The sequence below is a fragment of the Streptomyces sp. Qhu_M48 genome (assembly GCF_051305195.1).
GTDB lineage: Bacteria > Actinomycetota > Actinomycetes > Streptomycetales > Streptomycetaceae > Streptomyces.
Map to the genome: position 1 here is coordinate 5062712 of NZ_CP195432.1, position 20019 is coordinate 5082730.

The 20019-nt window shown below is 73.1% G+C and carries 18 protein-coding genes; 7 read left to right on the plus strand and 11 right to left on the minus strand.

Going from position 1 to position 20019, the window contains the following annotated elements; all coding sequences use genetic code 11:
• The first annotated feature begins 62 nt into the window (after nt 1-62).
• A complete protein-coding gene (locus tag ACRRSS_RS22950) occupies nt 63-1505 on the plus strand; it encodes a GH1 family beta-glucosidase (protein WP_435973005.1) in 1443 nt (480 codons plus the stop codon).
• Nucleotides 1506-1571: 66 nt separating this feature from the next.
• On the opposite strand, the gene ACRRSS_RS22955 is transcribed toward ACRRSS_RS22950, so the two are convergent.
• Both ACRRSS_RS22955 and ACRRSS_RS22960 read right to left on the minus strand, forming a co-directional pair.
• Nucleotides 1572-2042, minus strand: a complete 471-nt coding sequence (locus ACRRSS_RS22955; protein ID WP_435973006.1) for a hypothetical protein — start codon at nt 2040-2042, stop codon at nt 1572-1574.
• A gap of 165 nt (nt 2043-2207) precedes the next feature.
• Nucleotides 2208-2858, minus strand: coding sequence for an IclR family transcriptional regulator (locus tag ACRRSS_RS22960; RefSeq protein ID WP_435973007.1), 651 nt, complete (start codon nt 2856-2858; stop codon nt 2208-2210).
• Nucleotides 2859-3149: 291 nt separating this feature from the next.
• On the opposite strand from ACRRSS_RS22960, the gene ACRRSS_RS22965 reads away from it, so the two are divergent.
• On the plus strand, nt 3150-4097 hold the full coding sequence (locus ACRRSS_RS22965) for a glycerophosphodiester phosphodiesterase (protein ID WP_435973008.1): 948 nt from the start codon (nt 3150-3152) through the stop codon (nt 4095-4097).
• Here the strand turns inward: ACRRSS_RS22965 and ACRRSS_RS22970 are convergent.
• From ACRRSS_RS22970 to ACRRSS_RS22980, 3 genes are read right to left on the minus strand one after another with little or no spacing between them, the layout of a single operon-like run.
• Nucleotides 4087-5148 carry a CU044_5270 family protein gene (locus ACRRSS_RS22970; RefSeq protein WP_435973009.1) on the minus strand — a complete coding sequence of 354 codons (1062 nt, stop codon included), beginning with the start codon at nt 5146-5148 and terminating at the stop codon, nt 4087-4089. The genes ACRRSS_RS22965 and ACRRSS_RS22970 overlap by 11 nt on opposite strands.
• The gene (locus ACRRSS_RS22975) at nt 5145-5789 is read right to left on the minus strand and encodes an RNA polymerase sigma factor (RefSeq protein WP_435973010.1); all 645 of its coding nucleotides are present in this window, start codon (nt 5787-5789) and stop codon (nt 5145-5147) included. Before ACRRSS_RS22975 ends, ACRRSS_RS22970 begins: the two co-directional genes overlap by 4 nt.
• Nucleotides 5790-5839: 50 nt before the next feature.
• The gene (locus ACRRSS_RS22980; RefSeq protein ID WP_435973011.1) at nt 5840-6340 is read right to left on the minus strand and encodes an HD domain-containing protein; all 501 of its coding nucleotides are present in this window, start codon (nt 6338-6340) and stop codon (nt 5840-5842) included.
• A gap of 171 nt (nt 6341-6511) precedes the next feature.
• Between ACRRSS_RS22980 and ACRRSS_RS22985 the strand changes: the two genes are divergently transcribed.
• A complete protein-coding gene (locus ACRRSS_RS22985) occupies nt 6512-7438 on the plus strand; it encodes a TIGR03564 family F420-dependent LLM class oxidoreductase (protein ID WP_435973012.1) in 927 nt (308 codons plus the stop codon).
• Nucleotides 7439-7502: 64 nt separating this feature from the next.
• Here the strand turns inward: ACRRSS_RS22985 and ACRRSS_RS22990 are convergent, their stop codons facing one another.
• From ACRRSS_RS22990 to ACRRSS_RS23000, 3 genes are all read right to left on the minus strand, one after another.
• Nucleotides 7503-9779: an MMPL family transporter gene (locus ACRRSS_RS22990; RefSeq protein ID WP_435973013.1), complete on the minus strand. Its 2277-nt coding sequence runs from the start codon at nt 9777-9779 to the stop codon at nt 7503-7505.
• 128 nt (nt 9780-9907) lie between these two features.
• Nucleotides 9908-10612, minus strand: coding sequence for a DUF2470 domain-containing protein (locus ACRRSS_RS22995; RefSeq protein ID WP_435973014.1), 705 nt, complete (start codon nt 10610-10612; stop codon nt 9908-9910).
• A 120-nt stretch (nt 10613-10732) separates the two neighbouring features.
• Nucleotides 10733-11008: a hypothetical protein gene (locus ACRRSS_RS23000; protein WP_435973015.1), complete on the minus strand. Its 276-nt coding sequence runs from the start codon at nt 11006-11008 to the stop codon at nt 10733-10735.
• Nucleotides 11009-11142: 134 nt separating this feature from the next.
• On the opposite strand from ACRRSS_RS23000, the gene ACRRSS_RS23005 reads away from it, so the two are divergent.
• The 3 genes from ACRRSS_RS23005 to meaB are packed head-to-tail and all read left to right on the plus strand — an operon-like array spanning nt 11143 to nt 16108.
• A complete protein-coding gene (locus ACRRSS_RS23005) occupies nt 11143-12954 on the plus strand; it encodes a methylmalonyl-CoA mutase family protein (RefSeq protein ID WP_435973016.1) in 1812 nt (603 codons plus the stop codon).
• A complete protein-coding gene (gene scpA / locus ACRRSS_RS23010) occupies nt 12954-15128 on the plus strand; it encodes a methylmalonyl-CoA mutase (protein ID WP_435973017.1) in 2175 nt (724 codons plus the stop codon). Before ACRRSS_RS23005 ends, scpA begins: the two co-directional genes overlap by 1 nt.
• Complete coding sequence (gene meaB / locus ACRRSS_RS23015) at nt 15125-16108, plus strand: methylmalonyl Co-A mutase-associated GTPase MeaB (protein WP_435973018.1); 984 nt, start codon at nt 15125-15127, stop codon at nt 16106-16108. Before scpA ends, meaB begins: the two co-directional genes overlap by 4 nt.
• Before the next feature lie 147 nt (nt 16109-16255).
• Here meaB and ACRRSS_RS23020 read toward each other — a convergent pair whose 3' ends face one another.
• Nucleotides 16256-16606: a winged helix-turn-helix transcriptional regulator gene (locus tag ACRRSS_RS23020; protein WP_435973019.1), complete on the minus strand. Its 351-nt coding sequence runs from the start codon at nt 16604-16606 to the stop codon at nt 16256-16258.
• 61 nt (nt 16607-16667) lie between these two features.
• Between ACRRSS_RS23020 and ACRRSS_RS23025 the strand changes: the two genes are divergently transcribed.
• On the plus strand, nt 16668-17582 hold the full coding sequence (locus ACRRSS_RS23025) for an NAD(P)-dependent oxidoreductase (protein WP_435973020.1): 915 nt from the start codon (nt 16668-16670) through the stop codon (nt 17580-17582).
• Nucleotides 17583-17615: 33 nt separating this feature from the next.
• On the opposite strand, the gene ACRRSS_RS23030 is transcribed toward ACRRSS_RS23025, so the two are convergent.
• Both ACRRSS_RS23030 and ACRRSS_RS23035 read right to left on the minus strand, forming a co-directional pair.
• Entirely contained in the window at nt 17616-18812 is a 1197-nt protein-coding gene (locus ACRRSS_RS23030) for a nitric oxide synthase oxygenase (protein WP_435973021.1), read from the minus strand.
• A 205-nt stretch (nt 18813-19017) separates the two neighbouring features.
• Nucleotides 19018-19815: a VOC family protein gene (locus tag ACRRSS_RS23035; RefSeq protein WP_435973022.1), complete on the minus strand. Its 798-nt coding sequence runs from the start codon at nt 19813-19815 to the stop codon at nt 19018-19020.
• Nucleotides 19816-20019: the final 204 nt, after the last annotated feature.

Sequence of the window (20019 nt, forward strand, 5' to 3'; positions counted from 1 at the left end):
CCCTCTTCCGTACCGCACGACCGAACGTACCTACCCCGTACCCGCGTTGGGAGCGCTCTCCTATGACCGCGTCCGAAACCCGGCCGCTCACGGCCATCCGCTCGTTCCCGCCCGGCTTCCTCTGGGGCGCGGCCACCGCCGCGTACCAGATCGAGGGAGCGGCGGCGGAGGACGGCCGTACCCCGTCCATCTGGGACACCTTCTCGCACACCCCCGGCAAGGTCTTCGAGGGCCACACCGGCGACGTGGCCGTGGACCACTACCACCGGTTCCGCGAGGACGTCGGCATCATGTCCGAACTCGGCCTGAACGCCTACCGGTTCTCCGTCTCCTGGTCCCGGGTGCAGCCCACCGGCCGCGGCCCGGCCGTCCAGAAGGGCCTCGACTTCTACCGGGCGCTCGTCGACGAGCTGCTCGCCGCCGGGATCGAGCCGGCCCTGACCCTCTACCACTGGGACCTGCCGCAGGAGTTGGAGGACGCGGGCGGCTGGCCGGAGCGGGCGACCGCCGAGCGGTTCGCCGAGTACGCGGGGATCGTCGCCGACGCCCTCGGTGACCGGGTGAACCGCTGGACCACGCTCAACGAGCCCTGGTGCAGCGCGTTCCTGGGGTACGGCTCCGGGGTGCACGCCCCGGGGCGGACGGACCCGGTGGCCTCCCTCCGCGCGGCCCACCACCTCAACCTCGGGCACGGGCTCGCGGTGCAGGCCCTGCGGTCGGCGCTGCCCTCGGACCGGCAGCTCTCGGTCTCCCTCAACCTGCACGAGATCCGGCCGCTGACCGGTTCGGCCGAGGACCGGGACGCGGCCCGCCGGATCGACGCCGTCGGCAACCGGATCTGGCTGGGGCCGATGCTGGAGGGCGCCTACCCCGAGGACCTGATCGCCGACACGGCGCAGGTGACGGACTGGTCCTTCGTCAGGGACGGCGACACGGCGACCGCGCGGCAGCCGCTGGACCTGCTGGCGATCAACTTCTACGCGCCGACGCTCGTCTCCCAGGTCCCGGAGGGGGCGGAGAAGCCACAGGACGACGGTCACGGCAACAGCGACCACTCGCCCTGGCCGGGCGCGGACGCGGTCGCCTTCCACCGGGCGCCGGGCGAGCGGACGGCGATGGGCTGGCCGGTCGACGCGAGCGCCCTGTACGACCTGCTGACCCGGGTGTCTCGGGAGTACCCCCAGCTCCCGCTGGTCATCAGCGAGAACGGGGCGGCGTACGAGGACGTGGTGTCCCCGGACGGTTCGGTGCACGACCCGGAGCGCGCGGCGTACGTGCACGCGCATCTGGAGGCGGTGCACCGGGCGATCGAGGACGGGGTGGACGTCCGCGGCTACTTCCTCTGGTCGCTCCTGGACAACTTCGAGTGGGCCTACGGCTACGCGAAGCGGTTCGGCGCGGTCCGGGTGGACTACGACACCCTGGAGCGGACCCCGAAGTCCAGCGCCCGCTGGTACGCGCGGGTGGCGCGGTCGGGCGAGCTGCGAGCCCCCGAAGGGGACTGATCCCCGCACAGGGAGGAGGGCCGCGCCGGTCGCACCGGCGCGGCCCACCCCCGTGCGGCGACCGGATCAGATGTCGATCACGCGGTAGCCGATGACGTAGACGCCGCCGGAGCCCTCGACGGAGCGCCACTGGGTCTCGGCGCCGACCTCGCTGCCGGTGACGAGCGTGGCGCCGAGCTTGTCGTCGGGGCTGGTCGTGTCGTAGTCCCAGACGGTCAGGGTGCGGGCCTGCTGCTTGCCCAGGATCAGGGCCGCGTTGCCGTTGCCGTCGCCCATGGAGCGGACGTAACCGGTGCCCATGGTCTGGTACTTGAGACCGTTGCCGGGCCAGACCTTGACGGCGTTGCCGTTGGCGTCGGTGATCTTGAGGTACGCCTCGTCGTGGTCGCCCTCGCTGTTCTTCTGGCAGTGCAGCTCGACGAGTTCGATCCGCACGTAGTCGATCGGCTCGGCCTGCGCGGTGCCGGCGAAGGCGGCGACGCCGGCGAAGGCGAGCAGGGCGGTCGCGGCCGTTCGGGCGATTCGGTTCGTACGCATGTGGTCCCCCCACACATCGGGTCACTCGCGTGACAGTGGTTCCGGCCCGCCGCTGTCGGCGGGGCCGGTGTGCCGTTCCCCTCGGCACGTCACCTACTGTGCCCGCCGGTCCCCGCCGGTTCTACGCGTGTTCCGCTGGCCGGAACGGGCCCGCTCGACAGAGGCTCAGGGCACGAGCGCTCTCGACGGGACGGCCCTCCGGGGCCCGCCCCGGCCGAGCGCCCGGCCGATCGCGACCCCCGCCTCGGCGACGCCCCGGGCGAGCGGGTCGAGCGGGCGGCTCGCCGGGACCATGGCGGCGAGCGCCGCGACCGTGCGCCCGTCCGGGGTGCGGACCGGAAGCGCGGCGCAGCACACGCCGGCCATCACGTCCTCCCGGTCGAGGACTGGGCCTCCCCTGAGCGGCCCCCGGAGGGCCTTCCCGGCGGCGGTGTCCAGGTGGAACGCCATGCCGTCCCGTACGGGGAAGAGCGGTTCGAGGTCCCCCGGGACCGAACCGACCGTGATCGCCATGTCCTCGCGCAGCACGGTGAGGACCACGCTCGCGCCGGTGGCTGCCCGAAGCCGCTGGAGCGGCAGCCGGGCGGCGCGGCGCAGTCCGGGGTGCGGCTCCCAGGCCTGGCCGAGGCGGTACAGCTGGGGTCCGACCCGGTAGCGGTTGCCCTTCCGCTCGACGGCGCCGAGGGTGACCAGTTGGTCGAGGAGCCGGTGGACGCTGCCCTTGGGCACCCCGCAGACGAGCGCCAGCTCGGTCACACCCGCCTCGTCACCGCTGCGGCGCAGGGCGTCGAGCAGCGCGAAGGCGCCTTCGAGCACTCCCCGCCCGCGCGTCGGCGCCCCGCCCCGCTCCGGACCGGTGGCGGGGTCCCGGTCCCCACCGGGCCGCCCGCAGGGGTCCGGTCCTTCGCCTTCCGGCCCGAGCCCGTCTCCGCCCGGTACACGTCTCTCTCCGGTCTCCATGAGTCCCCCCGACTCCGCACGCCCGGCCGTGGTCCCCGATGGCTCGGCTCCGGGCACACCCCCACGATGCCGCAGTCCGGGCGATTCCGGCCAAGGGCTCGTGCCGCCCGTCGTGTCGCCGGGCGGCGCCCCTTAGGGTGTGCCGACATGAGAGACGCTCACCCGCCCGTCGCCCGGTCCCGTCGGCGCGGAGTCGCCGGCCTGGTCGCCGTGGCCACCGTCGTGGCGGGGCTCGCGACCGCGTTCGTCGTCGCCGCCCCGCCCTCGCGGTCCGCGCCCCGCCCCGCGGCGGAGGTCGCGACGGAGGCGAAGGCCGGTGCTCCGGCGACCCCGTGGATGCGCCGCGCCGGGGCGCCGCCGACCGTGATCGCCCACCGGGGGGCCTCCTCGGCCGCTCCCGAGAACACCCTGGTCTCCGACGAGGTGGCGCGGCGCGGCGGGGCGGTCTGGATCGAGAACGACGTCCAGCCCAGCAAGGACGGCGTGCCGTACATCCTCCACGACACGACCGTCGACCGGACGACCGACGGTACGGGCGCGGTCCGTTCCCTGACCGCCGCCCAGCTGGACGCGCTGGACGCCGGCTCCTGGTTCGCGCCCGCCTACACCGGCACCCGGGTGCCGACCCTCGCCGCCCAGCTGGCGGACCTCCGGGTGCGCGGCGGGAACCTGCTCCTGGAGATCAAGGGCCGGCACAGTCACGCCGAGGTGGCCCGGATCGTCCGGGAGATCCGGAGCCAGGGCATGACGGACCGGGTCTTCGTCCAGAGCTTCGACATCCCGTCGCTGCGGTACGCCCGCGCGCTGGCGCCCGAGCTGCCGCTCGGGCTGCTGCGGAGCACCCTCGACGCCGACCCGGTGGCGCTCGCCGAGGAGCTGGACCTCGCCGCGTACAACGTCTCGGACGCGGCGCTCGCCACCCGTCCGGCGGTGGTCGGCGCTCTGCACGCGGCGGGCGTGGCGGTGAACGTCTGGACGGTGGACACCCCCGCCCGCTGGGCCGCCCTGGAGGCGCTCGGCGTGGACGGGATCATCACCAACCGCCCGACGGAGCTGGGCGGCTGGTCGGCCGGCCGGACACGGCCTACGGCGTGACCTTGATGTCGTCGACGAAGGCCCGGACCATGACGGCGTTGGTGGAGACGACCGTGCCGGGCTTGATGAGGCCGCCCTGGCCGTCGTCGCCCACCTGCACCGTGCGTTCCCCGAGGAACGTGTAGGTCTCGCGGTCGAAGATCCACTCGGTGCGCTGTCCACCGGTCTCGTCGTACCGCGCGACCGCGACGCCCTTGCGTCCGGCCGCGTCGGTGGCGCTGTCGACCAGGACGACGCCGGGGATCTTCGCGGCGGCCTTGTAGAGGGCGGCCGTCAGCTTCGGGGACGGCCAGCTCCCGCCGAGCAGGTCGCCGATGGTGGTGAAGGCCTGCTGGTCCTTGGTGCGGCCCTGTCCCTCGGTCTCCTTGTAGATCTTCCGCAGCAGCGCGTCGGGATCGGTGGGGAGGGCGGCGAGGTAGTCGAGGGTCGGCGCGCCGAGGTGCGGCTTCGGGGTGTTGCCCGTCTCGTCGGGGCCCGCCAGGGTGATGCCCTCGGGTTCGGTGGTGCCGGGCTCGATCAGCCAGCCCTTGAGGCCGTCGGGGGACATCCAGGTCTGCCGGGTGTGCAGGGGCACGCTCACGACGCTGGTCACGTCGCCCACGGTCCTGAGGTGGGTGCCGGCGGACCGCGACTCGATGTAGACGTACTGGCCGGCGCGGCTGTGCGGGGCGTCCGCCCCGGCGGCGGCGAGCGAGATCCGGTCGAGGAGCCGGGGCGCGCCCTTCGCGTCCACGGTGCCGAGCGAGGTGGTGAGGACGGGGCCGGTGGCGCGGTCGTCGGGGCCGGCGCCGCCGCCGGGGGTGAGGAGGAGGACGCCGACGGCGAGCGCGCCGGCGAGGACGGTCGCGGCCGGGAGGAGGATCGCCTTCCGCAGGAAGGGGTTGCGTGCGGGGCGAGCCGCGGCGGCGAGGCGGTCGTCGTGGATCTGGTTCATCAGGCGCTCCTTGTGGAACTGGTGGCGGCCCGGAGGAAGGTCGTGTTCCTCGATCGCCGGGAGGACTCCGGTCTCCTGCCGGTTCGCCGTGCGGGGCTGGTTCGGGTCGGGGTTCATCGGATTCCTTCCTGCGCGGGCCGGACCGCGTTCACGCGATCACCTGTTGTCTGTCGGGGGCGGGGGGCGGGTTCCCGTTTTTCGCGGGCGAGTTCCTCCTCGGTTCCGAGACGGAGCTTGGTGCGGGCGCGGGAGAGCCGGGAGCGGACGGTGCCGACGGGGACCCCGAGGGCCTGGGCGGCCTCGGTGTAGGCGAGGCCTTCCCACAGACAGAGCACGAGGACCTCGCGTTCGGTGCGGCGGAGGGTGCCGAGGGCGCGCAGGGTGGCCGCGATGCGGCGGCGGTCGTCGACGCGGCCGGCGACCTCGGAGGCGTGGTCGGGCACCGAGGCCTCGGGCGGTCCCGACGAGGCGTACGCGGCGGCGGCGGCCCGGTAACGGCGGTTGCCGCGGCAGTGGTTGCGGGCGACGTTGGTGGCGACGCCGAGGAGCCAGGGCCGGACGGATCCCCCTTCGGGGTCCACCTTGCCCCGGAGCCGCCAGGCCTCCAGGAAGGTCGCCGACATGACGTCCTCGGCGACCGACCAGTCACCGGTCAGCCGGAAGGCGTGGTTGTAGACGCTCCGGGCGTAGGAGTCGAAGAGTTCGGCGAAGGCCGAGGGGTCCCCGTCCCGGATGCGTGCGCGCAGGTCGATGTTCACGTCTCTCGTCTGTCCGGCCCCGGGGACGGGTTCCCGTGACCCCGGTCACATCAGGGGGTGAGTTCGTCGAGGAGGCCGGGGTTGACGACGCGGAGGATCGTCGCGATGTCGGCGGGGTCGGCCGCCGCCCACAACACCCCGCGTGCCGCCCGGTACTTGGCGGCGAGCCGTTCCCGCTGCTCGGGCGGGAGGGCGGCGGACCGGTCCGCGCGGCTGTTGTGGGCGTTGTCGGCGATCTTCACGAGGGTGGCGTCGGGGTCCTCCGTGATGCGGCGGATCTTCTCCTCGTACGCCGTGCCGGGCCGGTTGGTGACGGCGTCGACGATGGCGACGACCCGGTCGGGGATTCCGGCGGCGCGGAGCCGCCGGGTCGTCCATTCCGTGTCCTCGACGATGTCGTGGAGCAGTCCGGCCATGGCCAGGTGCGGGCCGAGCGGTGCCAGGCCCGCGGCGACCGCGCGGACGTGTGCGACGTACGGGACGCCGGCCTTGTCGGTCTGTCCGGCGTGCGCGCGGTCGGCGAGCGCGTCCACCTCGGCGAGAGTCTTCATCGCACCATCATCGCGGGGTTGGGCGACCGCCCCCGCGTCTCCCCCGACAGACCCCCGCCCGCCGCGTCGCGCGGACCGACGGGCGGACCGGCGGGCGGACCCGGGGGTGTGCAACACACTCTTCACACACGAGCGGGAATGGCGTTCCCTGACGGGCGGGTTGCCGGGTACATGACTCTCGGAGTAACGCTCGGTTCGACCGCCGTCCAGCGCACGATCGACAGCACGGTCCGGCTCGCGCGGGAGGCGCGCGACGCGGGCCTGCACTCGGCGTGGTTCGGCCAGACCTTCGCGTACGACTCGCCGTCACTGGCCGCGATCGTGGGGCGCGAGGTGCCGGGTCTCCAGGTGGGGACCTCCGCGATCCCGGTCTTCGGCCGCCATCCGCTGCTCCTCTCCAGCCAGGCGCAGACGGCGCAGGCCGCGACCGGCGGGCGCTATCACCTCGGGCTCGCGCTCGGCACCAGGCATCTGACGGAGACCGGCTTCGGCATCCCGTACGAGCGGCCCATCGGTCTGCTCAGGGAGTTCCTGACGGCCCTGCGACCGCTGCTGGAAACGGGCAGCGCCGACTTCCACGGGGAGCTGCTCACCGCGACGACCCCGTACTCGGCGGCGGTGCCGGGCGCCGATCCGCCGGTTCCCGTCCTGGTCGCCGCCATGGGTCCGCAGGCCCTGCGCGTCAGCGGCGAACTGGCCGACGGCATCCTGCCGTTCCTGGCGGGGCCGCGTGCGCTCGCCGAGCACATCGTGCCGGCCGTGACCGCCGCCGCCACCGCGGCCGGCCGCCCCGCGCCCCGGATCGTGGCTCTGGTCCCCGGCGTGGTCACGGCAGACGCCGGGGCCCTACGGGAGAAGGCGCACGAGGCGCTCGCGCTGTACGAGCGGATTCCGTCGTACCAGCGCGCGATCGAGCTGTCCGGTGTCTCGCGGGCGGCCGAACTCGCCGTGATCGGCGACGAGGAGACCGTCGCCGCGGAGGTACGGCGCTACCGCGAGGCGGGTGTGACGGAGGTGGTGTTCACCGCGACGGAGCTGGGCGGCGAGGACGACCGCCGCCGCACCTGGAAGCTGCTCGGCGAGCTGTCGCGCGGCTGAGTCCCGGCCCGGCCACGCGGTCACCCGGCCGGCCCCGGCGTCGCCACCGTCGCGCGGCCGGGTCTCAGCTCTTCTTCGGCGCGGCCGGTTCCGGCTCGCTGTCGCCCTCGCCCTCGGTGTCCAGGTGCGGCAGGATCCGGTCGAGCCACCTCGGGGTCCACCAGGCGTGCTTGCCGAGGAGGGTCAGCACGGCGGGCACCAGGAGCAGGCGGACCACGGTGGCGTCGATGAGGACGCTGGCCGCGAGGCCGAGGCCGAGCATCTTGACGACGATGTTGTCCGAGACGATGAAGGCGGCGAAGACACTGACCATGATCAGTGCGGCGCAGGTGATCACCCGGGCGGTGATCTCCAGGGCGTGGGCCACGCTGGCCCTGGAGTCCCCGGTGCGCAGCCAGGCCTCGCGGACGCGGGACAGCAGGAAGATCTCGTAGTCCATGCTCAGGCCGAAGACGATGGCGAACATCATCATCGGCACATAGCTCTCGATGGGTACTTTGCCGGAGACACCGAGCGCGGGCCCGCCCCAGCCCCACTGGAAGACGGCCACGACCACGCCGTACGAGGCGGCGATGGAGAGGACGTTGAGCACGGCGGCCTTCACCGCCACGAGCAGTCCCCGGAAGACGATGAGGATGACGAGGAAGGCGAGCGCCACGACCACGGCGATGATCAGGGGGAGCCGGCTGGAGACGAGGTCGAGGAAGTCGACCTGGGCGGCCGTGGTGCCGGTGACGTAGGTCTGCGCCTCGGTGCCGGCCACCGCCTGCGGCAGCACGTCCTGGACGAGGTGGTCGGTGAGCCGGGTGGTCTTCTCGTCCTGGGGGGAGGCCACCGAGTAGGCGGTGCTGACCAGGACGTCCCCGTCGGAGGTGGTCTGGAGCGGGGTGATGGAGGCCGCGTCCGGGACTCCGGTGAGCGCCTGCTCGAGTTTGTCGGCGAGGTCCGCCCGGTCGGCGGCGGGCACGGCCGACTGGTCGACGACGAGGGTCAGCGGCCCGTTGGCGCCGGGCCCGAAGGCGGTGGAGACGAGGTCGTAGGCGCGCCGGTCCGTGAACGACTCGGGGTCGGCCCCGTCGCCGATGTGGCCGAGCTGGATGAAGAGCAGCGGGAAGGCCAGGACGAGCAGCATCAGGACTCCGCCGGTCAGGAACCACCAGGGGCGCTTCTCCACCCGCTGCGCGTACCGGTGCCAGGTGCCGTGCGCGGGCGCTCCGGGCTCGGCGTCGGTCTCCGCCACGGGCTTGCGGACGTGGTAGCGGTCGATGCGCTTGCCGACGAGCCCGAGCATGGCCGGGACGAGGGTGAGGGCGGCGAGGACGGCGGTGACGACCGTGAAGGCGGCCGCCAGGCCCAGTTTCCCGATGAAGCTGACGCCGGAGACCCACAGGCCGGAGAGGGCGATGACGACCGTGCAGCCGGAGACCAGGACGGCGCGGCCGCTGGTGGTGGTCGCGAGGCCGGCGGAGTCGGCGGGATCGTGCCCGTTCATGAGGTTCTGGCGGTGGCGGGTGATGAGGAACAGGGCGTAGTCGATGCCCACGCCGAGGCCGATCATGGTCGCCAGGGTGGGTGAGACCGTGCCGAAGGTGAAGGCGGCCGCCATCAGGCCGAGCAGCGCGAGGCCGCAGACCGCTCCGAGGAGGGCCGTGATCAGGGGCAGGACGGCGGCGATGACACTGCCGAAGCCGATGAGGAGGACGACGATCGCGACGGCGAAGCCGATGGCCTCGCTGGTGCGGTCGTCGGCCTCCGGCCGGGCGAGTTCGCCGAGCGCGCCGCCGTACTCGACGGTGACGCCGGCGTCCCGGAGCGGCTGGACGGCGGCGTCGACGCCGGGCAGGTAGCCGGTGCCGAGGGTGGAGGGGGGCGCGCTGAAGCGGACGGTGATGTAGGCGGTCTTGCCGTCCGTGGACAGCGGGCCGGTGTTCGGGACCCCGGCCGGGGGCGCCGGCGGGGTGGTGCCCGGCGGCGGCAGCGGGTTCTGCGCGCCGAGGACGTCGGGCAGTTTCTCAAGGGCGGCGACGGTCGAGTTGACGGCTGACGCCTCGTCCGTGAGCGGCCCCGAGGGCCTGTTCAGGACGATCTGGGCGGCATAGCCGCCGACGGCGGGATCGTGTGCCTGGAGGACGTCGAGGCCTTCCGTCGACTGCACGCCGGGGAGGTCGAAGTCGTCGGAGTACTGCCCTCCGACGGCCCTGTCGGTGATCTGGAGTCCCACCATCGCCGCCAGCCAGAGGGCGATGACGACGATGAAGTGACGGGCGCACCAGTGGCCGAGTCGGTACAGGGCGCCCTTGGGCCGTGCCGGCCGGTCTGTGGCCGGGCTTCCTGCGTTCATGGCGGGGCCGTGTCCGGTAGGGAAGTCCCCGAGCGGTCCCCCGCACCGGCCGTGCGCGCGGGTCTACCCGTCCATTGTTGGCCCGCCGGGCCGCTCCGGCATCTCGGCCGGGGCGTGCGGGCGTTCGCTCAGGTCAGCAGCCGGTTGGGGTGGGAGGAGCGGCGGGCCGCGGCGAGGAGGGCGTGGATCCGGGGAGCGGCCTGGCCGATGTCGGTGACGGGGGTGGGGAAGGGCAGCCGGACGTCCTGGTGGCCGGTGGGGTGTTCGAGGCGCAGGGTGATGCCGTACCGGTCGAGGGCGACGGGGAGGGCGCGGACCATGTCCCGTTCGGGGCGCGGGCGGACGAGGCGCAGCAGGAGGGGGACGAGCTCGCCGTGGCTGTCGACGAGGTGGGTGAGCATGGAGGCCTCGCAGGAGGCCATCGGGTCGATGCCGGTGGCGTGGAGCTCTTCGAGGGTGACGAAGTGGCGGCCCTCGGCGTCCTCCAGGAGGGCTTGGCCGAACTCCACGCAGACGCTCGTGGCCGACTCGGGTTCGTAGGGGGCGGCGAGGAGTCCCGTCAGGGTGACGCGGGCCCGCAGCCGGTCGCGTACGGGGGTGGGGGCGATGTCGGTGAACTCCAGGCGCACGGGGGTGCGCGCGGCGTGCCCGGCGTGGCTCTCCTCGGAGGGGTCGTGCAGGTGGATGTGTCCCATGGGCCCGGTCCCGTCGAGGAGGTGCACCTCCTGGTGGACTCCGTCGGAGACGACCGTCATCGAGTGGGCGGCGGCGAGGACCGATCGCACGCGCTCGGCGGGGGTGGGTCGTGTGACGCGGGTACTGAAGGGACGCATCCGAGTTCTCCCGGGACAGGTGACGGAGACACTGTTACTTAGGTAAGCCTAAGCTAACTCGCGAGCCGGGAGGGCCGAAAGGGGGACGCCGGGAGAGCAGATGCCCCCGAACCGGTCGTGTCAGGGCGTGTCGCCGGACCAGTCGAAGCGGAGCGCGTCACCGGGGCGCGGGTCGTACAGCGAGCGCCCGTCCGCGCCGTACCGGCCCAGCTCCGTCTCCAGCGCGACTCCGGCCCCCAGCGCGCCCGGCGCCCGGTCGGTGACGTCGAGCAGCAGGCCGTCGAGCGGGCCGCCGACCAACTCGGCGTAGACCCGCCCGGGCCGGGGGCCCGGACGGGGGTCGTCGTGGTCCTGGCCGTAGACCCGGCCTCTCAACAGTTCCTCGTCCCTGTCCATGGGCCCCAGCGTCCCAGCCGCCACTGACAACGCCCCGAACCGTGCCCACCACATCGAACGCCTCAGGTCGAAGAGAAGAAGGTCACAGTCGTACGCCCTCCTGCTCCTTTGTCGATCTCCCCTAGCATCCGAGCATGACGGTCCTGCCTGACGACGGGCTCTCCCTGGCGTCCGAATTTCCCGACGCGCCACACGAACAGTGGCAACACCTTGTGGCAGGTGTGCTGCGCAAGTCCGGCAAAGAGGTCTCCGGCGACGCCGCCGAGGACGCCCTCTCCACGCTCCTGGAGGACGGCCTCGACACCCGTCCGCTGTACACGGCACGCGACACCGCGCCCGACACCGGGCTCCCCGGCTTCGCGCCCTTCGTACGCGGCGGCCGCGCCGAGGGCAACACCCTCGGCGGCTGGGACGTACGCCAGCGACACCTCGCCGCCGACGGCGACGCGGTCCTCTCCGACCTGGAGAACGGCGTCACCTCCCTCTGGCTGGGTGTCGGCGGCGCCGGCATCCCGGTCTCCTCGCTCGACAAGGTCCTCGACGGCGTCTACCTCGACCTGGCGCCGGTGGTCCTCGACGCGGGCGCCGAGACGGAAGCCGCCGCCGAGCGGCTCCTCCGGCTGTACGAGGAGCGGGGCGTCGCCGACGACGCGGCCCTCGGCAACCTCGGTGCCGACCCCCTGGGCCACGAGGCCCGCACCGGCCGCGCCGCCTACGACCTCGCCTCCGCCGCCGGACTCGCGCGCCGCTGCGCCGACCGGTACCCCGGCGTCCGTGCCCTGACCGTGGACGCCCTGCCGTACCACGAGGCCGGCGGCTCGGCAGCGCAGGAGCTGGGCTGCTCGCTCGCGACGGGCGTGACCTACCTGCGCGGCCTCACCGAGGCCGGGCTGAGCGTCGCCGAGGCGTGCGCGCAGCTGGAGTTCCGGTACGCCGCGACCGCCGACCAGTTCCTGACGATCGCCAAGCTCCGCGCGGCGCGCCGGCTCTGGGCCCGGATGGCCGAGGCCTGCGGCGTCCCGGAGGCGGGCGCGCAGCGCCAGCACGCGGTGACCTCGCCGGTCATGATGACCCGCCGCGACCCGTGGGTGAACATGCTGCGCACCACGGTGGCGACGCTCGCCGCCGGAGTGGGCGGCGCCGACAGCGTCACCGTGCTGCCCTTCGACGAGGTGCTCGGCCTGCCCGACGCGTTCGCGCGCCGGATCGCCCGCAACACCTCCACCGTCCTCATCGAGGAGTCGCACCTCTCCCGGGTGATCGACCCGGCGGGCGGCTCCTGGTACGTGGAACGGCTCACCGACGAACTCGCCCACGCCGCCTGGGAGTACTTCCAGGGCATCGAGCGGGCGGGCGGTCAGCAGGCCGCGCTGCGGTCCGGGGCGATCGGCGAGCAGCTGGCCGCCACCTGGTCCGCGCGCAGCGCGAAGCTCGCCACCCGCCGCGAACCGATCACCGGAGTCAGCGAGTTCCCGAACCTCGCCGAGAAGCCGGTCGACCGGGCCCCCGCGCCCGAACAGCCGGCCGGGGGGCTCCCCAGGGTCCGGCGCGACGAGGCGTACGAGGCCCTGCGCGCCCGCTCCGACCGACACCTGGCGGCGACCGGGGCCCGGCCCCGGGTCTACCTGGCCGCGCTCGGCCCGGCGGCCGCGCACTCGGCCCGGGTCACGTTCGCCGCGAACCTCTTCCAGGCGGGCGGCGTCGAGCCGGTCACCGACGGCACCTTCGAGGAGAGCGGCGCCCGCGAGGTCTGCCTCTGCTCCAGCGACGCGGTGTACGAGGAGCGGGCCGAGGCCGTCGCGGCCGAGCTGCGCGCGGCGGGCGCCGAGCACGTCCTCCTCGCCGGACGCCCCGGGGCGTACCCCGGTGTCGACACGTACCTCTTCGCGGGCTGTGACGCCGTCGCCCTGCTCTCCACCGCCCTCGACCGCATGGGAGTGTCCTGATGTCCATCCCCGACTTCACCGGGATCGCGCTCGGGGCGCCCACCGCCGACGGCGGCCCCGAGGCCTGGCGGTCGGCCGTCAAGAAGGCCACCGGCGGCGACGACCTGCTCTGGGAGACCCCGGAGGGCATCGGCGTCAAGCCGCTGTACACCGGACAGGACCTGGAGGGCCTGGACTTCCTGGACACCCGTCCGGGCATGGCCCCGTACCTACGCGGCCCGTACCCGACGATGTACGTCAACCAGCCCTGGACGATCCGCCAGTACGCGGGCTTCTCCACGGCCGAGGAGTCGAACGCCTTCTACCGGCGCAACCTGGCGGCCGGCCAGAAGGGCCTGTCGGTCGCCTTCGACCTGCCGACCCACCGCGGCTACGACAGCGACCACCCGCGCGTCACCGGTGACGTCGGCATGGCCGGCGTCGCCATCGACTCCATCTACGACATGCGCCAGCTGTTCGACGGCATCCCGCTGGACAGGATGACGGTGTCGATGACGATGAACGGCGCCGTGCTGCCGGTCCTCGCGCTGTACATCGTGGCCGCCGAGGAGCAGGGCGTACCGCCCGAGAAGCTGGCCGGGACCATCCAGAACGACATCCTCAAGGAGTTCATGGTCCGCAACACGTACATCTATCCGCCGGGGCCCTCGATGCGGATCATCTCCGACATCTTCGCCTACACCTCGCAGCGGATGCCGCGCTACAACTCCATCTCCATCTCCGGCTACCACATCCAGGAGGCGGGTGCGACGGCCGACCTGGAGCTGGCCTACACGCTCGCCGACGGCGTGGAGTACATCCGGGCGGGCCGCGAGGCCGGGCTCGACGTGGACGCGTTCGCGCCGCGCCTGTCGTTCTTCTGGGCGATCGGCATGAACTTCTTCATGGAGATCGCGAAGCTGCGCGCCGCCCGGCTCCTGTGGGCCAAGCTGGTCAAGCAGTTCGACCCGCAGAACGCCAAGTCCCTTTCGCTGCGCACCCATTCGCAGACCTCCGGCTGGTCGCTCACCGCGCAGGACGTCTTCAACAACGTCACGCGCACCTGTGTCGAGGCGATGGCGGCCACCCAGGGCCACACGCAGTCGCTGCACACCAACGCCCTCGACGAGGCCCTCGCCCTGCCGACGGACTTCTCCGCCCGCATCGCCCGCAACACCCAGCTCCTCATCCAGCAGGAGTCGGGCACCTGCCGGACCATCGACCCGTGGGGCGGCAGCGCGTACGTCGAGAAGCTCACCTACGACCTCGCCCGCCGCGCCTGGCAGCACATCCAGGAGGTCGAACAGGCCGGCGGCATGGCCAAGGCCATCGACGCGGGCATCCCCAAGCTCCGTGTGGAGGAGGCCGCGGCCCGCACCCAGGCCCGGATCGACTCCGGACGGCAGCCGGTGATCGGCGTCAACAAGTACCGGGTGGCGACCGACGAACAGATCGACGTCCGAGCCGTCGACAACTCCTCCGTGCGCGCCCAGCAGATCGCCAAGCTGAAGCGGCTGCGCGAGGAGCGCGACGAGCAGGCCTGCCAGGACGCGCTCGCCGCGCTCACCCGGGCGGCCGGCGGCGAGGGCAACCTCCTGGAGCTGGCCGTGAACGCGGCCCGCGCGATGGCGACCGTCGGCGAGATCTCCGACGCCCTGGAGAAGGTGTACGGGCGGCACGCCGGCCAGATCCGTACGATCTCCGGTGTGTACCGCAACGAAGCAGGCGAGTCCCCCTCCGTGGAGCGCACCCGGGCCCTGGTGGACGCCTTCGGCGAGGCCGAGGGACGCCGCCCGCGCATCCTCGTCGCCAAGATGGGCCAGGACGGCCACGACCGCGGCCAGAAGGTCATCGCGACCGCCTTCGCCGACCTGGGCTTCGACGTCGACGTCGGCCCGCTGTTCCAGACCCCTGCCGAGGTGGCCCGCCAGGCCGTCGAGGCGGACGTGCACATCGTCGGGGTCTCGTCGCTGGCCGCGGGCCACCTCACGCTCGTGCCGGCGCTGCGGGAGGAACTGGCGGCGGAGGGCCGCGAGGACATCATGATCGTGGTCGGCGGGGTGATCCCCCCGCAGGACGTGGCGACGCTCCTGGAGATGGGCGCGGCGGCCGTGTTCCCGCCGGGGACGGTGATCCCCGACGCGGCCCACGACCTGGTGACGCGTCTGTCGGCCGACCTCGGGCACGAGCGGTGATCGATCTCGACACGTACGTACGGGGCGTACGCGAGGGGAGGCGGGCGCTCGTCGCCCGCGCGATCACCCTCGTCGAGTCGACCCGCCCCCAGCACCGGGCACTCGCCCAGGAGCTCCTCACGGAGCTCCTTCCGCACAGCGGGAACGCCGTGCGGATCGGGATCAGCGGAGTGCCCGGTGTCGGCAAGTCGACGTTCATCGACGCGTTCGGGACGATGCTGACCGGGCTCGGCCACCGGGTCGCGGTGCTCGCCGTCGACCCCTCGTCGAGCCGGACCGGCGGCTCCATCCTCGGCGACAAGACGCGGATGGAGCGCCTCGCCGTCGACCCGGCGGCCTTCGTCCGCCCCTCCCCCACGGCCGGGACGCTCGGCGGTGTCGCGAAGGCGACCCGCGAGTCGATCGTCGTGATGGAGGCCGCGGGGTACGACGTCGTCCTCGTCGAGACGGTGGGCGTCGGCCAGTCCGAGACCGCCGTCGCCAACATGGTCGACTCCTTCCTGCTGCTCACCCTGGCCCGCACCGGGGACCAGCTCCAGGGCATCAAGAAGGGGGTCCTGGAGCTCGCCGACGTCGTCGCCGTCAACAAGGCCGACGGCCCGCACGCGCACGACGCCCGCGCCGCCGCCCGCGAACTCGCGGGCGCCCTGCGGCTGATGCACGGCGCCGACTCCTTCTGGACGCCGCCGGTCCTCAGTTGCAGCGCCCGGGAGTCGGCCGGTCTCGACGAGGTCTGGGGGCGCCTCGAACAGCACCGCGCGCTGCTCGACTCCACCGGCCGTCTCACGGCCAAGCGCCACGACCAGCAGGTCGACTGGACCTGGACCATGGTCCGCGACGAACTCCTGCGCCGGCTCCACACGGACCCGGCCGTGCAGGAGCTCGCGCCCGCCCTGGAGAAGCGGGTCCGCGCCGGCGAGCTGACGGCGACCCTGGCCGCCGAACGCATCCTCGAAGCCTTCGGGGAGCCGCGCGACTGACGCGGCCGACCGCCGAAAGGGGGCCTCCTTCCCGGGAGGCCCCCTTTCGCGTACCTCCGGGTACCCACTTTTTTGTGCGTACTTGTCGGGGACGCGGCCTGCGGGCGAAGCTGGGAGCAGCCCGGAGGAAGGGAGAACCCAAGGGCCTCAGACGGCGGCGGGCGCGGCCGCGACCCGGTCGATCCGACGGTACCCCCAGTCGGACAACGGGGCGAGGGCGTCGCAGAGTTCGAGCCCGAAGCCGGTCAGCGAGTAGACGGTCTTCGCGGGCAGGACGTCGTACACCTCACGGTGCACGAGTCCGTCCTCCTCCATCTCGCGCAGGGCCTGGGTCAGCACCTTCTCGCTGATCTCGGTCAGCTTCCGGCGCAGTTCGCCGGGGCGGTGCGGGCCGGACTCGAGCAGCCACAGCAGGTGGGTCTTCCATTTGCCCTCGATGACCACGATCGCGGCGCTCACTCCGCACACGTTCGTGTCCTGGGCCCGGGCGCGTGACATCCGCGTCCTTCTCCTTCCTCCGGGAACTTCTCGATACCTCTGTCTACAAGGAAGTTCACCCATGTCTTCTTCCCCTTCCCCCGCGTCCGCCTCCTCCGCGCAGGACGGCGCCGCCGTCACCGTGATCGGGCTCGGGCCGATGGGCCGGGCGCTCTCCGCCGCCTTCCTCGCGGCGGGCGTCCGGACCACCGTCTGGAACCGGACGCCCGGCCGGGACGGCGAACTGGTCGCCGCCGGTGCCGTGTCGGCCGCGAGCGCCGAGGAGGCGGTCGCGGCGAGCCCGCTGACCGTGGTCTGCCTGGTCAACTACGACGCCACCGACTCCGTACTGCGGCGGGAGGCCGTGACGCGGGCGCTCAAGGGACGGACCCTGGTCAACCTGAGCGCCGACACCCCCGAGCGGGCCAGGGACACCGGGCGCTGGGCCGACGAGCACGGCATCGGCTATCTGGACGGCGCGATCATGACCCCGACGCCGACGATCGGGCACCCCGAAGGGGTGTTCCTGTACAGCGGCCCCGAGGCCCTCTACGCCGAACACCGTCCGGTGCTCGACGCGTTGAGCGGCACCCACACCCACCTCGGCGAGGAGATCGCCCGGGCCGCGGCCTTCGACATCGCGCTGCTCGACATCTTCTGGACCTCGATGGCGGGTTACGTCCACGCCCTGGCGGTGGCGCGCGCCGAAGGCATCTCGCCGACCGAGCTGGCCCCCTTCGCCCAGGGCATCGGCGCCATCCTGCCGCCGCTGTTCCAGGAGTGGGCCGAGGACGTGGAGCGCGGCGACTACTCCGGCGAGGGCAACCCGATCACCTCGGGGATCTCGACGATGGCGCACGTCGTGCACGCCTCCGAGGCGCATGGCATCGAGGCGAACGTGATGCGCTCCATCGAGGGGCTGGCCCGCCGGACGGCTGCCCTCGGCCACGGCACGGAGGGGTTCACCCGGGTCGTAGAGGTCCTGGGCCGCCGCTGACCCGGCGGCCGGGCGGGGACTCACTTCACGGACTCACGTGCGGGCGAGGAAGGCCGGGCGGAGTGAGGGGTCGACCGGGTCGTAGTACCGGTGGAAGACCGGGGTGGCCCCGCCCGAGACCGGGGGGACGATCCAGCTCCAGTCGGCGGGCGTCTCCCTGCCGTGGCGGCTCTCCTGGGCGATGTGACGGAGGAACCGCCGGGACTCGGTGTGGTGGTCGGCCATCGTCACCCCGGCCTCCTGGAAGGAGTGCAGCACCGCCACGTTGAGTTCGACGAGCGCCCGGTCACGCCAGAGCGTGCGCTCGGTCGACCGGTCGAGCCCGAGCCGGTCGGCCACCTCGGGAAGGAGGTCGTACCGCTCGGCGTCGGCGAGGTTGCGGGCGCCTATCTCGGTGCCCATGTACCAGCCGTTGAACGGCGCCGCCGGGTACCGTACGCCGCCGATCTCCAGCGTCATGTCGCTGATCGCCGGCACCGTGTACCAGCGCAGTCCCAGCTCCGCGAACCAGGGGTGGTCGGGGTGGCTGAGCTCCACCTCGCGGACGGAGTCGTCCGGCAGCTCGTACCACTCCGGCCGCGCGTCGGGGAACTCCCGCACCATCAGCGGCAGCACCTGGAAGGGGCCTCCGTCCCGCTTCCACCCCAGGTCGCGGGCGCGGGCGGTCGGGGACGCGCCGCGCGGGTCACCGTTCCAGCGCCCGTCCGGCTCCTGGTGTCCGGCGTAGCGCACCAGCTGGTCGTTGACGATCCGGGGCCCGGGGCGGCCCGGCCGGTCCGGGGCGAACACGGTGATCACCGGCCGGATCCTGCCCCCGTTGCCGGCGAGCCGCAGGTGCTCGAAGCACTCGGCGGCGATGGCGTCGGCGGATGTCACGTGGCGCAGGTCGCGGACGACGAGACTGCGCCAGTAGAGCCTTCCGATGCAGCGGGCCGAATTGCGCCACGCGACGCGGGCGCCGAAGGCGAGTTCGGCCGGGACGTGCTCGTAGCCGCCGGTGCGGTCGATCGCGTCGAGGACCTGCCGGACGCGGCTCTCCACGTCCCCGGCGTCCGGGTGCTCGTGGTGGAACTGACGGATGAACCGTTCCGCCTGTCCCCGGTCCGCGAGGTGCGACACCGGGACCCGGCTCTCGGGCGCGGGGGCGGCGTGGGCGAGGTCCCCGGACGTGTAGGGGCAGGTCCCCGTGGTGGGGGCGGACTTCCGGCGGCGGCTCAGGCTGAAGATCAAGGTGTTCCCTCCCGGCGTCCATGACTACCGTATGGACACGGCCGGGAGCGGAGAGTATGTGAATCTCCGTCCGGGGTGGCGGCGACGCTGGTACGGTGCCGCTCCCGGCCTCCTGCCGCCGACGACCGTCAGGGGAACCGCCCCGCGCCGCGCGGCGGCGGTGCCGGATCGGCGGCCGGTATCGGTGGCCGGCAACGGTGGCCGGTCAGCTCTGTTCGGCCGCGAGGACGACGAAGTCGGCGTTCGACGGGTCGAGGCAGACGGCGAGCCGGCCGACGCCCGGCACGTCGTCCGGCCCCATCTGCACGCTGCCGCCGTTCTCGACCACCTCGGCGACCGCCGCGTCGCAGTCGGTGACGGCGAAGACGGGGTGCCAGTACGGCCGTCCGCCGTTCAGGGCGAGGTCCTTCTCGGCCATGGCCATGACGCCGCCGTGCATGCGCTCCTCGGGAAGTCCGGCCGGGGTGACGACGCTGTACGTGCCCCCGCCGCCGGGCATCTCCATGTCGCCGTACCACCAGCCGAGGACGCCGCCGTAGAACTCCTTCGCGGCTGCCGCGTCCGTCGTGTACAGCTCGGCCCAGGAGAGCGAGCCCGGCTCGTCCACCAGGTCGACGCCCTTGTTCGTGCCCGGCTGCCAGACGGCGAACTGGCCGCCCTGCGGGTCGGTGTACTGGGCCATCCGGCCCCACTCGTCGAGGTCCATGGGCGCGACGCGGACGGTGCCGCCCGCCTGCTCCACGGCCCGGGTCGTGGCGTCCGCGTCGGCGACGCTGTAGTAGATCATCCAGGCGGAACGGGCGCCCTCCTCGGTGAGTCTGCCGAGTCCGGCGACGGTCTTCCCGTCCTTCTTGAACATCCCGCCTTCCATGTCCTCGCTCTCGCCCATGGACTCGTACTCCCACCCGAGCACGGCGCCGTAGAACTCGGCGGCGGCGGGGACGTCGGGGGCGCCGAGGTCGAGCCAGCAGGGGGAGCCGGGTACGTAGTCGGTGGTGATCATGGCAGTGGCCTTTCGCAGATCAGGTAGGCATTCAGCCTTGCACCGGAGGCCGCCCCTCGCGCGTCGGCGGCCCGGGCGTCGGATCTCGGCCCCGTGGCCGGGAGTCGGCGGCGTCCGCCCGCGCGAGCGGTTCCCGGCGACCGGAAAACTGATGCGTACGCGCCAATACTCCGTCCGCGCTCCAGGGGCGCACGGAGCGTCGGA